General features: G+C 42.5%; 11 protein-coding genes. All 11 read right to left on the bottom strand.

Translation table 11 applies throughout. The features are described 5' to 3' along the window. Positions 1 to 2: 2 nt before the first annotated feature. From tssG to tssM, 11 genes are read right to left on the bottom strand one after another with little or no spacing between them, the layout of a single operon-like run. Positions 3 to 968, bottom strand: a complete 966-nt coding sequence (tssG, locus tag NL646_RS01210; protein ID WP_021450826.1) for a type VI secretion system baseplate subunit TssG — start codon at positions 966 to 968, stop codon at positions 3 to 5. Next, positions 965 to 2,788, bottom strand: a complete 1,824-nt coding sequence (gene tssF / locus NL646_RS01205) for a type VI secretion system baseplate subunit TssF (RefSeq protein ID WP_140262386.1) — start codon at positions 2,786 to 2,788, stop codon at positions 965 to 967. Before tssF ends, tssG begins: the two co-directional genes overlap by 4 nt. Further along, positions 2,785 to 3,249, bottom strand: a complete 465-nt coding sequence (gene tssE / locus NL646_RS01200; protein ID WP_015313304.1) for a type VI secretion system baseplate subunit TssE — start codon at positions 3,247 to 3,249, stop codon at positions 2,785 to 2,787. The genes tssF and tssE overlap by 4 nt, the downstream gene beginning before the upstream one ends. A gap of 8 nt (positions 3,250 to 3,257) precedes the next feature. Next, complete coding sequence (locus tag NL646_RS01195; RefSeq protein WP_005463815.1) at positions 3,258 to 4,055, bottom strand: type VI secretion system accessory protein TagJ; 798 nt, start codon at positions 4,053 to 4,055, stop codon at positions 3,258 to 3,260. Between the two features lie 10 nt (positions 4,056 to 4,065). Next, positions 4,066 to 5,577: a type VI secretion system contractile sheath large subunit gene (tssC, locus tag NL646_RS01190; protein ID WP_005480259.1), complete on the bottom strand. Its 1,512-nt coding sequence runs from the start codon at positions 5,575 to 5,577 to the stop codon at positions 4,066 to 4,068. A 55-nt stretch (positions 5,578 to 5,632) separates the two neighbouring features. Next, positions 5,633 to 7,126 (bottom strand): type VI secretion system contractile sheath large subunit, encoded by a 1,494-nt coding sequence (gene tssC, locus NL646_RS01185; RefSeq protein WP_005463811.1) that lies wholly within the window; start codon positions 7,124 to 7,126, stop codon positions 5,633 to 5,635. Then, on the bottom strand, positions 7,126 to 7,656 hold the full coding sequence (gene tssB / locus NL646_RS01180; RefSeq protein WP_005463809.1) for a type VI secretion system contractile sheath small subunit: 531 nt from the start codon (positions 7,654 to 7,656) through the stop codon (positions 7,126 to 7,128). Before tssB ends, tssC (NL646_RS01185) begins: the two co-directional genes overlap by 1 nt. A 15-nt stretch (positions 7,657 to 7,671) precedes the next feature. After that, complete coding sequence (gene tssA, locus NL646_RS01175; RefSeq protein ID WP_005480330.1) at positions 7,672 to 8,793, bottom strand: type VI secretion system protein TssA; 1,122 nt, start codon at positions 8,791 to 8,793, stop codon at positions 7,672 to 7,674. Continuing rightward, a complete protein-coding gene (locus NL646_RS01170) occupies positions 8,790 to 9,578 on the bottom strand; it encodes a PP2C family serine/threonine-protein phosphatase (RefSeq protein ID WP_140166106.1) in 789 nt (262 codons plus the stop codon). Before NL646_RS01170 ends, tssA begins: the two co-directional genes overlap by 4 nt. Positions 9,579 to 9,588: 10 nt before the next feature. Further along, positions 9,589 to 10,284 (bottom strand): type VI secretion system-associated protein TagF, encoded by a 696-nt coding sequence (tagF, locus tag NL646_RS01165; protein ID WP_253663738.1) that lies wholly within the window; start codon positions 10,282 to 10,284, stop codon positions 9,589 to 9,591. Continuing rightward, positions 10,266 to 13,784, bottom strand: a complete 3,519-nt coding sequence (gene tssM / locus NL646_RS01160; protein ID WP_031852031.1) for a type VI secretion system membrane subunit TssM — start codon at positions 13,782 to 13,784, stop codon at positions 10,266 to 10,268. Before tssM ends, tagF begins: the two co-directional genes overlap by 19 nt. Between the last annotated feature and the right edge of the window lie 4 nt (positions 13,785 to 13,788).

Below are 13,788 nucleotides of genomic sequence, written 5' to 3'. Positions count from 1 at the left end.
CTTTAAACCGTAATTGTTATGTTGCGATCTTCCGTACGTTCATGTTTTTTCAGTACAGAGCCGACACCTAACTGACCTTGTTGCTTAGATATTTGAACTTGAGGCAATAGACTATGTTTAGTCGTAAGTTGCCACTTAACGTGCTTGTGTTTGCCAATGAAGTCACCTGCTACCCGTTTTATCGTTTTCAATGTATTGGTCTTGGGTAATAGATTTTTGACTTGCTTACTTTCCTTTGGGAGAAACTCAATTGTTGTACTTGCATTGATATTCCAGGCTTTTTTTCCTAGTGACGCACCAGCACCGAGTTGTGCAAACTGGCCTTCGGGCATACTTTTCGATGCCAAACGAGTTTGTTCAGATTTAGACAGTCGCATCCATTGACCTTGAAACTCGTGAATACGAATTTGGCAACCAGACAAACATTCCAAAATGCTCTTCAATGCACCTTTACTTCGTGTTGGAGATGCATACATGCCGCCATAATGCAGTGCTAGATCATTCCCATCGCCAGTCAATGACGACATGCAATCAGTTAATGGGGAGCGCTGATTTTTTGCATGCGCACGCGCTTGTATGGTTAACTGACTCAACTGCCAACTTCGATAATAGAGGGATAAAAGCCGGTGGTTAAAAATGTCATAGAAGTCCACCATCGCATGATCGCCTTCTTTCAGTCGATGCAATGCAAGCTCACTGTAATGCTGAGGCAGTACACCCTGCTCCCCCGTCAAGCCAATCAAATTTGTCTCAAGCGCTAATTTATCTTTACCTAATGGTTTAGTAGAAACGAGTTGCGCATTCTCAAAGCCTAAAGACGCATTGACCTTTAAGTTGAGTTTCTCGTTTTTTGGTAATGCATCTGTTCCAATTTGCGATTCAACTTTCAAAAGCTCTTGCTCAATAAGATGAATAGATTCAAACAAAGAACGTTGCTTTAGCTCGCGGTAGAAGTCCTCTGAGCTCATAACAACACCTTATCACCTGTCAGCGCAGGCCATACGTGAAAGGAGCTGCTGGTTGATTTCAACTTAATCTCTAACTGCGTAAACACGTTAATCTCCGCATATTGAGCAAAGTAAATAGATAACACGCTACCCAATAAAAAGATCTGCTCTTTTGGCAGTATCTGATCGGATACTGTTAGAATCAGCTTTACTCCATGTGCAAAACCAACTTTTCCTTTCTGACTAACCCTACCGGTTGTATGTTCAAACTCTAGCTTGACTAGAGCATCTATAACGGCTTTTGTTTCGGCAGTGCCTGCAAATGCATACAAGTTCAATGTTTGTTTTAACGTTGCTAGGCCGTCAGCTTCAGTAAAATGGTTTAATGTTAATAGCTTGGTAAGCTGCCATCGTGTGCTTTCATCCATCTCTGGTCTAAGCGTTTCGGAGAGAGACGTTAAGCACCTGATTGATTTAAAATTATCATCAACATTGGGTAACTGAACCTTTGGTAGCCCGCCACCAAATGGAATTTTTTGTGGCAAATTACGATTGCAACACTCAGCTTCCACATACATCAGCCAATTATCTCTGCTTTCAGGGCTGAACAACTGGTATTGCTTATCAACAAAAGAAACATAAGTCTCTCGACCAGGCTCATCGTAGCCACCGGCCCAGTTTTTATCCTCTCGTCTCATTAACCAATACACTTCACTCGCACTCATGTAATGCGTGTGCTCTCCTGAATGGTAGCAGGGTAAGTGCTCGTAAGTTTTGTTCCAGTTTCTCAAGGTAACATCAGAAATCGAGACAACTTCATTACTCTCTGCATCTTGGTATTGAGGAGATAATTGATACTCGTACTCTGTTGGAAGGAGACGTTTAGGTTCCATGGTTGATTTGAACAGATTTACAATGGGAACACAGCCAACCATGACACTTTCCTCGTCTACTTGCTTTGGTAGCCAGTCATCGCTTGTATCGAAGTAAAAACAAATTTCGACCTGCCCTTGAATCTCTAACTTATCTAAGCCGAGCTCAATCAAGTCAAAGAACATGAATTTTTCCGGGAAATGAAGGTACTCGACCAATAAACGAGATCCCGAAAAACTTCTCTTACTGTAAGGGACGACTTGCTCCTCGTCCCCAAAACCAACCGATTGAAGATGCCTCTTAGTTAGAGGCATGATTTCTTTACCATCCAACACGATTGAAAGACCAATCAAACTTTGGAATAACATTTGATATAGCTTGAGTGTTAATTGCGTCTGTCCATTTAAGTACAAACGCAAACAATCGATACCCATGGAATTGATAGAGGACTCTGAATCATGAGCACTCAGCTGACACCTTAGTACAGAGTGCGCATTGTGCTCCCACTTAGAGCCAGTAGGCTTGAAAGGCGCGTTCTCAAATGAACCAGAGATAATATCGAGTGGATACATTGTTGTCGGGTAACTGGTTCGAAACTGGCAATCTTGATATCCAGGGGCACTAACTTCGACTCTTTCACCCACAGGAATAGCAAATGAACTAGTGGTTGACTCTGAACAGTTCAATTTGATCACGGACATCGAAGGAATTGGCGCATGAAAGTCCGGATATAGCTGTCCCATCAGTGATTCCGTAAACTGTGGGTAACTGTTATCCAGACTTTGTCTTATCCGAGCGGTTAAAAAAGCACAACCTTCCAACAGACGTTCAACATGTGGGTCTTCAACTTGTTCTTCGCTGATACGTAACCTAGCCGCAATTTTAGGATATTGCTCACCAAACTCTTGTCCTTTGTGTCGCAGATAGGCCAATTCACGATTGTAGTATTTTAGAAACTCTTCACTCATTTCGCTCGACTCAACTTCATTCCTAAGTTCACAGGCTCGACTTCCGAATTGAATTTCAACTCGTGGATATCATTATCAATCAAACAAGTTGCGCTAATTTCTAACCGTAAGGTTCGATCTATCGCATTTTTTTCATCAGAAATTTGAACGTGCGGATTTCTTAACCGAGGTTCAAACTCCCGAATAGCTTCATAAACGATGTCACACAACTGACTTTGTCCATCTTGGCTGCTATAAGGCATTGAAGAAAAATCAGGTAACCCATAGTTCAGAATTGAGTATCTAACTTCTAAAAAGTCTTCGTGAATATTTTTCCAACCAATACGACTATTAAGCATCGACTCTAAGTCTCTTAACAAACCATTGAGCATGTGTTGCTGACTGACAGGAAAATCTTTTTCTTCTCTGGTAGTTGGGTCGCTATCAATCAACTTGTCTAGCAGTGAAACCGTTAAAGCCATAATTGCTCTTACGCCAACTCTTTTATTACTTGTAGATTTTGTAAGTCAGAAATCGGCAGCGCCATTTCACCGACAAGCCAACACTTCAGACCTAAACCTAAGTAAACTTCTTTATCAGCTATTTGTTTCCAGTCCGTTTCACGACCTAGTTTCTGAGCATCACTTTCTGAATCCACGTAAGTCATCGGCATATGGCCTTCACCTTCACCTAAACCGTCAATGTCAAACTCAACGGGACGCCAAACACTTTCTAGCAAAGAGGTAGCAGATTTGATTTCTAAAGTGTTGATGCTAGCAATAGGGACGAGGAAGTAGTTGCCTGCGGTAGAAAACAGTTCAATGTAACCACCTAAACGATCATCAATATCCCGCACGTCTGAGAACGAAGTATCATTAGCTAAAAAGCCTTTTTCTTGTCTCAGTTCTTCGATTTGAAGAGCAAGTTCAGAAACTTGTTCATAATCTTGACTCACCATTGATAAGTTGAAGCTAACCAATGACTTAGTTAGTTCTTCGTTCTCACCCAATACCTTCGCGGTTGCCGCTCCTTGAGCGAAATCCTTTCGCGCTTGAGCAGCTTTAACCAGATGTCTTAACTGGCTAGCGCCTGGAAGATATTCAGGAAACAGTTTAATAGACTGCATCAGTTGCTCATCAGCTCGCTCAAAATCACCATCAATACAAAGCAGTTCAATAAAAGAGCTTCTCAAACTGGCATCCTTGGGAGATGCCTTTATTGCTTCGATTAGTAGTTCTAAAGCTTGTTGCAACTGCCCTTCCGATAAGGCATTTTTCCACTGAGTCATCTTTCTTTCCTTACACCAAATGTTCTGGTGATAATTCCGTAATTAATTTGATACTTGAGACCATTTGGTCGAGCTGAAAATGAGGGCGTAAATGTATCACCGAGTAGAAGTGCCCTGGCGTATCGCGTTTCTCTCTAACTTTGATCTTCGCTTCGTTCAATGGGTACTTAGCTCTGAGTTCATCCGAAGCTTCGTCTGAAGCCGTTGTATATTGATGTAACCAAGTCTGAAACTCCCTCTCGAGCGATGCCGCGTCCTGATAGCCACCTATCTTGTCTCGCCCCATAACTTTGACGTAGTGTGCTATACGCGATACACACATCGTGTATTGGAGCATTGAGGTGAGTTTTGCATTAGTCGCAACATGCTTCTCTTCGTACAGTTTTGGCTTATACAACGAAACATTGGAAGTCATGCCGACCATGTCTGTTTCAGGAACTGGTGAAATCGGAATGAACCCACAATCAGACAGTTCTTGCTCTTTACGCTCAGAGACTTTTAGATTTAAAGGGCATCTATCTCTGTCATTTTTGCCATTAATGCGCGTTTTGTTTCTTGTAGGAGCAACAATAATGCCTTGACTATAATCCCCCTGTTTTATTCCTCGCATGTGAGTAAACCAACCGTGCTCTTGGAATGCTCTAATCGAAACAGCAGCAAAACAGAATGCTCCACTTCCCCACAATAAATCGTTATTTGAATCGTCAATATTCTCTTGAAATTCAAATTGATCGTTTCGAGAACCATCACTTTTGTAGGGTTGTCGAAAAAGCACGTTAGGAGCGGTTAAGCCAATAAACTTGGTATCATCGTTATCTCGCAACTGTCTCCATTTGACATAATCAATTTGTTCAAATTGTGCCGCAACGTCTCGAGTCGACGAAAGTTCGGCAAATGTGTTCACACCGAATATTTCAGGAGACGCAGACATTACAAATGGACTAAATGCCGCAGCAGCAGACTGAGATATCTTGCTTAGCACAGAGATATCTCTATCAAAATAATTTGTTCTCGGGTCATAACGTAATTGATAATCACCAACAACCACACCAAAGGGTTCTCCTCCGGCCATTCCATATTCATTTTGATAGAGCAATTTAAACAAGGCAGACTGATCGAACTCGATAGCCTTGAGCGCATCTTTACTTACTTCATTCCATGTTGCAGATAGAACTTTAATTTTTACGGAGTCAGACGATGGTTTATCAACTTGTTCACATAAATATCGAACGCCTACCCAACTACACTCTAATTTCTGAAAATCTGGATGATGAATGATCTCATTGAGCTGCTTCTGTAATAGTGTGTCAATGGTATTAATCGTGCTCACAATGCTATGGCGAAAACTCGCAAAATCTTTAGATTGCGTGCCTTCCAACCAAATTCGTGCCGCAAGTATTGAATCTGAACATTCAACAAATTGAGTCAACCAATGACTGTCAAACTCAGCCAGGCCCATCGGTGTAAACTCGTGTGTGAGTTCCTCTGGGTCTAGAAAGTTCAATGCATCTATTTTCGTCATAACTACCATAAGCTTGGCTTAATGGCTGGTCGAAGTGACCAGCCATTAACTCTATTTAGCCACCCGACTGAGGAATTTTAGCAACGAGTCTTAAAGACGTGGTTAGCTCTTCCATTTGAAGCCATGGCTTGAGCCAAGCAACCGCGTTGTAAGAACCAGGCGAACCTGGAATTTCCTTAACTTGTACGCGAGCGTCGGCAAGAGGGTATTTCGCACGAATTTCTTGACCGCCACCTTCAGAAGCGTTCACATAGCCAAGAATCCAACGGTTCAACCAAGATTCAACGTCTTCTGCTTCCATAAAGCTACCGATCTTGTCTCGAGCCATTACTTTCAAATAATGTGCAAAACGAGAGGTTGCCATCATGTAAGGAAGTCTTGCTGAAATTGCCGCGTTTGCTGCCACTTCTGGAGATTCATGATTTGCTGGTTTTTGACAAGTTTGAGCACCAAAGAACACGGCATAGTTCGTATTTTTGTAGTGACACAACGGTAAGAAACCCAGTTTACCCAATTCCGCTTCACGGCGGTCTGTAATGCCAATTTCCGTTGGGCACTTCATATCTGGGTCACCATCATCACTCATGAAGAAGTGTGTTGGTAGGTTATCAACTCGACCACCACCCTCTGCGCCACGAATAGCAGTACAGAAACCATACTTAGAAAATGCATCCGTCAGTTTGACGCCAAGCACATACGATGAGTTCATCCAACAATAATCATTGTGATCAGCATTAACGGCGATACCCGACACAGGATCCACATCAAACTCTTCAAAGCCAAACGCTTCTACAGGAGACGTAGCTTGGCCGTATGGTAGGCGGGCTAATACTTTAGGCATCGTTAAGCTTACAAAACGAGAATCTGCACTTTCACGGAAAGAGCGCCATTGCGCATATTCCAACGACTCAAAGACTTTATCTAAATCGCGCGGTTTAGATAGTTCTGTCCACTCATCAAAACCAAATAGCGCAGGAGAAGCAGCAGACAAGAATGGTGAGAAACCCGAAGCAGCAACATTCGACATTAAACGCAAAGACTCAATATCTTCTGGATGGTTTGTAAACTCGTAGTCACCAATTAAAGCACCATACGGTTCACCACCAGCGCTACCAAATTCAGATTCGTACACTTTTTTAAAGATTTGACTTTGATCGAATTCAACCGCTTTACTTAAGTCTTTATGAAGCTCTTTCTTCGTGATGCTGATCATGCGAATTTTCAGCGTAGAACTTGTCTCAGAATTCATGACTAAGTAATTCAGCCCACGCCATGAGCCTTCTAACTTTTGTAGCTCAGGATGGTGCATAACTTCAGAAAGCTGCTCTGAAATCTGTCTATCAAGCAAATTAATCGCTTCACGGAAAGTTACGGTTAGGTTTTTATTCCAAGAAACCGTCCCCTTCATCGCTTCTTCAGTCAGTGTCTTGATCAGCTCTTCTGCTCTCGATGCTTCTGTTTGCTTCGTCGCACCAATAGCCTGTTCAAGAAATGAAGTGGTTTGTTCACCCACCGTAGGATCGAGTTGTTTTTCAACTTGAGTCGTCATTATTCTGCTCCCTCAGTACTTTCTGATGGCGCTTTTTTGCCAAGATCTAGCTCACCAGCTAGTTTTGCCAAATTGTCTGTATTGTTGAGAACTTCTTCTAGGATGTTTTCAAGTTCTTCCGAACGGTCGACTTTAGTCATCAAGTCTCGCAGTTTGTTACGAGTTTCCATCAGCTGACGCAATGGTTCTACTTGATTGACAATCGCTGCTGGTTCAAAGTCTTGCATCGATTTAAAGCTCAGTTCAACCGCAAATTCAGAATCGTCATTTGCTAACTTGTTTGCGACTTTGAACTTAACCGATGGACTCATCTTTTTAAGTACATCATCGAAGTTATCACGATCGATTTGAATGAAACGGCGATCCTTTAATGGTTTCAATGCTTCGGTATTTTGGCCTGCAAAGTCGCCCATAACACCCACCACAAAAGGAAGCTCTTTTTTCAAAGTTGTTCCTTCGGTTTCAACATCGTAGGTAATGTGAACACGAGGCTTCCGTACTCGTGAAAGTTTCGAGTGGATACTCGTCATACCATTCTCCCTTTATTAATTTTCATTTTGTTCTGCTATGCCAACCAAACGGAAGTAGCTTCGTTTTGCGTCTCCGTCGGAGATTAGTTCCGCCAGTAATTCAGGCAGAGGCATTCCACACCAACGAATAATTTGTTCGATGGAGTAAGAAACTGGTGAGTGAGGCTCGCTTTCTCTAAAAAAGTCCGCCACATGTTGCAACTGTTGAATAGCTTGTTCTCGAGATTGCATGTTTGTAACTAATAACGCAGATGAGTTGTGAGTAACTGCTTGTTGACTTGCTTCTTCTAACTCTTCATCACCATTTTCGTCAGAAATGGAGACCTCAGCCTTATCCTTAAAACGATTACCCAACAAGTGCTTAAGTGCCGCGTGTATTGATTCAATTCTTTTTGAAATATATGAGCTAGGCGTTACATCCCCTACAGCGTCATCAAGTCGCTGACTGAACTCATTAAAAGCACCTGTAGCGAACTCGAGATCTGCAATCAGAGACTGGTAAAACTCATCAGAAGTTGATTTCACAGTGTCAGTGATACGCGACAATTCAATTGCGCCTTGATCTACTCGTGCTCTTCGCTTGTCTTCGTCCAAGCGCTCGAGTTCAATAGCTTGTTGGTATTCCCAATATGCATAAGCTTGCTCTACACCCATATCCGTCAATGGAATCGAGGCAAGAGGAAAGATCAGCGTTCCCTCACTATCAATACCATTAAGTCCGGTGATGGCAGAAATCCGCGTTTCTATGCCGTCTTCATCAGGCATTGGGTGCAGCTCATCCCAATATGACTCAACAAACGCGCTAGCAATTTTGTAGCCTACGCCCATGCCTCTAAAACCATAAAGCCGAGTTAATGCTTCTATTAGCCAGGCAACAAACTCAAAATCTTTTGATTGTGTAGCGAGAACTTCTGGTACTTCTTCAACAAAAACGCGCCATAAGTTGTTATGTGTATGAATACTCTCTTCTTCGATGATGGCGTTTCGCTCTGCGTTTCTTGCCACCATTCGCTGATCTTTAAGTCGATAATAAGCAGACTGAGGAGAGACATCCTCTCTTGGATCAATGCCAGTCGGATTGTCTTCCGAAATTGGTGCAAGGACTTGCTCATACCAATCAAACATCGTGTTACTCATACTCTCCCCCTCAAAAACACAGGAATAGTCGCATCATCTCGCCTAGCGGAGTCAAACTCACTAGGTTCTTGACGCACTTTAATGAGCGCACACGTCACGTTATCACTAGCGCCACGCACCAGAGCAGAGTGCATCAATGCCAAACCAGCTTGGTTAACTGAATCTGCACATAGAGTTTTATGCATTTCATCACAGCTTAGTTCCTTGGAAAGTCCATCACTGCACAACAAGAACTGGTCACCATCCGCAAGCTGTCCCGATACTTGGTCTATCGTCACCATCTCATCAACCCCAACAGCTCGGGTAATTACATTGGCTAATGGATGGGACTCTGCGTCTTCAAATGCCAACAAGCCTTGCTCAACTAACTCCATCACTTGGCTATGGTCACGAGTTTTTTGTACAAAAGTACCGTTTCTTAGTTGATAAATGCGGCTATCACCAACCCATAAGCAGTGGTAATAACCATCCTGAATAAACAACAACACCAATGTTGTGCCCATTGTCTTTCCATCTAAGTTCATTTGAGCATATTGATAGATCTCAAAATTCGCTTGCTGCACTGCTACGCGAATATCATCTATATTGGTGTTTGGCACATCTTGCATATGGCGTGCAATTCTGTCGACCAGCATTTGACTCGCGATATCGCCAGCGCTATGACCGCCCATGCCGTCAGCAACAACCCATATATGCTGTTCAGTCATATCCAATAACGCATCCTCATTATAAGGACGAACTTTACCTGCATGAGTTTTGGCAAAAGTAAAATAATTCCAATTCATTCTTTGCTTCCTACCAACTCCACATTTGCCAACGACCATCTAACATTGCAGAGAATTGGCCAATAGATGGCAGCCCAGTGCTAACAAACATACATGATTCAATATGAGTAGAGCCTTCTGTCCACCAGAAGCATGGTTTTCTCTGTTGACTCTCAATTAGATGATTTAACAACGTGTTTTGCTTTACTTCAGTTGAAAAGCTAAACACTGTTGAGATCGGGCTTTGGTACAAAAGCGCCATTTCTTCATTGCATATCGATACTTCAGAAACAAGCTCACACTTTTCCTGCATGCTTCGGTGCCATGCATCAAATACAAATTCATCATCTAACACTGACAGTGCTAGAGCCTGGCTATCTTCAGTCCAGCCACTTTGTGCCCAATACTGTGCTGCTTTGCCTTTTACCGCTCGAACAACAGTAAAAAAGAAGTAGCGACCGCATGCATCTACACTTGGAATCATGCTGCCGATATACGTAGCATCGTCCATGTAACTCACATCCAGTGCAAAATGCCAAACTGGTGCAATTAAAAAATAATCATTCCAAGTGTCACCCAGTTGCTCTTTACTCACTGCAATAACAGCTTGCTGCCAGTCGTGCCAACGGTTTGCAAATTCAGGAGAAATACCGTCCTTAACAAAGTCACCTTTAGCCGGCATTTTTCCGATGTAGCCCCACTCAGGCGTTACAAGGTTTGCGGACATCTGAACCTCTCCATCTCATTAGACCAAAATGGGTTGATTGCACTAGATGGAATCAACTCAAGCTGAACCTTGTTCCCCTTCAAATCGATCATGACAATGTTGTCGTTGCGGGACTCTGGTCGAGCCTTGAGTGATTGGTCCAATAGTTTGAAAATGCCCCATTCCCCTTCATAGGTATGAGCAATTTCTCGTTTTGATTCGGGCGGTGTAAACACAATACGTGTCTGATCTTGACCCGATGGCCAGCGAAGTTCCTTCGATCTCGCAGGACCGTGCTTATAAACCAAGTCTTGGTCACCTAGCTCTAGCACAAATCGAGTAATGTGTTGATCTAGATATACGGGTTTCATACCAAACTCGACTCGTAGCGAGTTATCTGATTCAAAGAACGATTGTCTAATGCGTTTTGCCCTTTGAAAAACCGCAAGCGTCTCAGGCCTTACACCAATTTCTTTTTCTAGTCTCCAACGACTCTTAGACGTATCAACAAACGGCTCCAGATATTCTTGGAAGAACGAGTCCAACGTACCACCGTACCCGAAGAATCGTTGAAAGTCCTTTAGACGAACTTCCTTCGTTGCATTAGGTTCAAATGGGTATCTACCTGCTATAGTCCGCTGATAAGGACGCACTACATTAGTCACCCAAAGCTGATTTAGATGATCTTTAGAGCCGCTTTCTGCAAACTTAACCGATTCCTGTGACAACTCTCCCAACCATTGATTAAACGGTTTTGGTAAGAGATCTTTTGCTCTAGCAAAGGAGGCAGCAACATCCTGAGTCACCGTTCCATCCAATATGCTTTTGTAAGCAATTTTTTGATTGTTGCCAGAGCTAGACAAATCAGATAAGTACGAACGCAAATTCACCATCGCTTGCTGAATATCATCAAAGTCTTGTTCACTAAGTCGTAAGATTTCGGTGAAATGGGATTCAACTTCTTTACCTGGTAGAGCAACATTAAATCCATTCTCTTCAGGCAAATACATATCGAGTTTGTCTGCCGTATTAGAAAACTTCACTTTTGCAACCTTTGCTGCGACTTCCGTTGCTGCCTTTTGATTTTCCGATAACGTTACTTTCGATAACCCCACTTCCTTTTGTATTGCACGCAGAAGTGATTCAATTGGTCTTTCTACACCGGATAGAACTCTTGATTGCTCTGTTGCTAAAGCCAAACTTGGAGCTTGTTTAAGCTGAATATCCTCTATCAGAGTTTTCCACTCATTGACATAATCTTGATAATAGCGGGCTTGAACCCCCTGAATAGCACTATCATGATCAATTTCATGAGCTTTAAGATCATCCCCATACACCCAGTTTTCTTCCATCAATCCTTTGACGGTGCGATTAATCTGAATTTGGAAAATGCTGTGAAAACCGTTGTAGGTATAAAAACCGGAAATACCTTGCGATAGAGGTTTTCCACTTGCTCGCTCAAATTGTTCTAAACCTTTAGGTCCTAACACGTCTGTTAAACGGAAAGACGGAACGTGGCTTTTAGCAAACTGCATCTTCATACGCTGATATGCACGCTCTGGAAGTGACATTTGCGTTAGAACTTCTCGTGCTGCACTAATAGCAGTCGCATCCATTGAGAAGCCTTTCTCGTCGTTCTCTAGTAAGTTTTTAGTATGCACTAGCAAACGCTCACGTAGCTCTTTGTTTAACTCTCCTGGATACTGACGTTCAAAGTAGAAGTTGAACCAAGCAATTACCTCTTCTTGTTGATACTTTTCCGGATTAAACAACATTAAATACGTCTTTAACGTCTCGTATAAGTATTCACGATGCTGCTTATTCGCTTCCATTTCCGAGACCAAACTCTCTGACAGCAGAGTAGCAAAGTGTTGAGAAAGAGCATCTGAATACGCGTTATTTGCTGCTTGAGAAACTTTGTCACCTTGATACAGACCAAACTTTTTCACTGCATCAGAATGACCATATTCACTATTTTTCCCTAGTGGCAACATCATGATCTTGTCTAACGTGTCTACAGCACTGATAACGTCCGATTCAAAATCAAGGCTCTCTGCACCTATCATCGCTTCAATATGATTTGCTTGGCTATTGGTATCGACAATTAACTTTGAATTCCATTGATAACTCAGGAACCAAAGAGCAGAAGCACCAACAAGAACACCAACACAACCCACGTATATGCCCGTACGCATCCATCCAGATTGCTTTTGATAGTGGCGGTTAACGGTACCTAGTAATTGCTCTTTAAAGATGACTCGCTCAAAAAGATTCTTAACAAAATAGCTATGCGAACTGTTAACGTTTGTCGCTAAAGGCAACCTCCCTAGTCCCAATCCATTAGTTGATTCACTCATCAGTCGATCAACAGGAATGCCTTCTTGAACAGAGCTAAGCAAGAAAACACCGCGAATAAGGGCTGGCTCTTCAAACGTGTTCTGCGCAAATATCTCAGACAAAAACTCATCTAAGTTTGCTTGTAAAACTCGCAGCTGTTTTGGAAATTCGAATATTAGCGTGCGCTTTTCTAAGTCATCTTCAGTTTCTAATATACGTAACATGCGCGCATCGAGCCGCTCCAACATGCCGTGAAACTCTTTATTAAAGAGAGAAATGACACCACGTTCGTCATCAACTTCTCGTGGGAACATAAATCCAAAAAGTTCCTCACGCTCTTCTTTACTTAAATCAGCAAAAAATTCATTAAAGCCAGCAACCAGATCCATTTTCGTCAGCAGAACATAGATTGGGAATTGCATACCCAACTGATTTTTGAGTTCCTGAAGGCGAGATTTTATTGATCTGGCATGTAAGCTACGCTCTGTACGAGTTTGAGACATCACACTTGCTAGGCTGACTGTAACGATAGCGCCATTGATAGGCCTTTGAGTGCGGTATTTCTTAAGCAACCCCAAGAAACCGTGCCAAGCTTTAGAGTCAACCTTTTCTTGACTATCTTGCGTGGTGTAACGTCCTGCTGTATCAATAAGTACTGCTTTATTAGCAAACCACCAATCACAGTGACGTGTTCCACCTACACCAGCTATAGAGTCAGCTCCTAAGCTCTCAGCTAACGGAAATTCCAAGCCAGATTGCTTTAGAACCGTGGTTTTACCTGTTCCAGGAGGACCAATCAGAACGTACCAAGGTAAATCGTACAAACTACGCTTTCCTTTATGCGTTTTTGTCACAACTTTGATCGCTTGCTCTATACGATCGCGCATTACGTCAATTTCACTGGCGGCTTCTTTGTCTGACTGACTGTCTACTTCAAGCAACGTCTGAATACTTTCGTCTTCTCTAACTTTCTGTTTGTGCTGCTTTGTTAAGTTGATAAGCGCCCAAGCAAAAACAATCACTAAGATCGTAACTAAACGTTGGAAATCACTTTTAAGCGGCTCGTAACCTGCAACCGTGATCAGAGGACCCACAACCCAAATAAAAATGGAGCACGCGGCTACACCAACTAAACCAAGAAACCATCTTTGGGTAAATACTCTGCCTATTTCTTTAATACTCATTTCA

The sequence above is a fragment of the Vibrio sp. Y20_XG_PY13 genome, from assembly GCF_024181925.1.
Lineage (GTDB): Bacteria > Pseudomonadota > Gammaproteobacteria > Enterobacterales > Vibrionaceae > Vibrio > Vibrio parahaemolyticus.
The sequence above is the reverse complement of the archived record's forward strand: the minus strand, read 5'-3'. Positions and strand labels throughout refer to the sequence as shown.

Excerpts from the sequence above, each read along its gene's own strand:
- tssG (WP_021450826.1), bottom strand. The coding sequence starts at position 968 with ATGAGCTCAGAGGACTTCTACCGCGAGCTAAAGCAACGTTCTTTGTTT.
- tssF (WP_140262386.1), bottom strand. The coding sequence starts at position 2,788 with ATGAGTGAAGAGTTTCTAAAATACTACAATCGTGAATTGGCCTATCTG.
- tssE (WP_015313304.1), bottom strand. The coding sequence starts at position 3,249 with ATGGCTTTAACGGTTTCACTGCTAGACAAGTTGATTGATAGCGACCCA.
- NL646_RS01195 (WP_005463815.1), bottom strand. The coding sequence starts at position 4,055 with ATGACTCAGTGGAAAAATGCCTTATCGGAAGGGCAGTTGCAACAAGCT.
- tssC (WP_005480259.1), bottom strand. The coding sequence starts at position 5,577 with ATGACGAAAATAGATGCATTGAACTTTCTAGACCCAGAGGAACTCACA.
- tssC (WP_005463811.1), bottom strand. The coding sequence starts at position 7,126 with ATGACGACTCAAGTTGAAAAACAACTCGATCCTACGGTGGGTGAACAA.
- tssB (WP_005463809.1), bottom strand. The coding sequence starts at position 7,656 with ATGACGAGTATCCACTCGAAACTTTCACGAGTACGGAAGCCTCGTGTT.
- tssA (WP_005480330.1), bottom strand. The coding sequence starts at position 8,793 with ATGAGTAACACGATGTTTGATTGGTATGAGCAAGTCCTTGCACCAATT.
- NL646_RS01170 (WP_140166106.1), bottom strand. The coding sequence starts at position 9,578 with ATGAATTGGAATTATTTTACTTTTGCCAAAACTCATGCAGGTAAAGTT.
- tagF (WP_253663738.1), bottom strand. The coding sequence starts at position 10,284 with ATGTCCGCAAACCTTGTAACGCCTGAGTGGGGCTACATCGGAAAAATG.
- tssM (WP_031852031.1), bottom strand. The coding sequence starts at position 13,784 with ATGAGTATTAAAGAAATAGGCAGAGTATTTACCCAAAGATGGTTTCTT.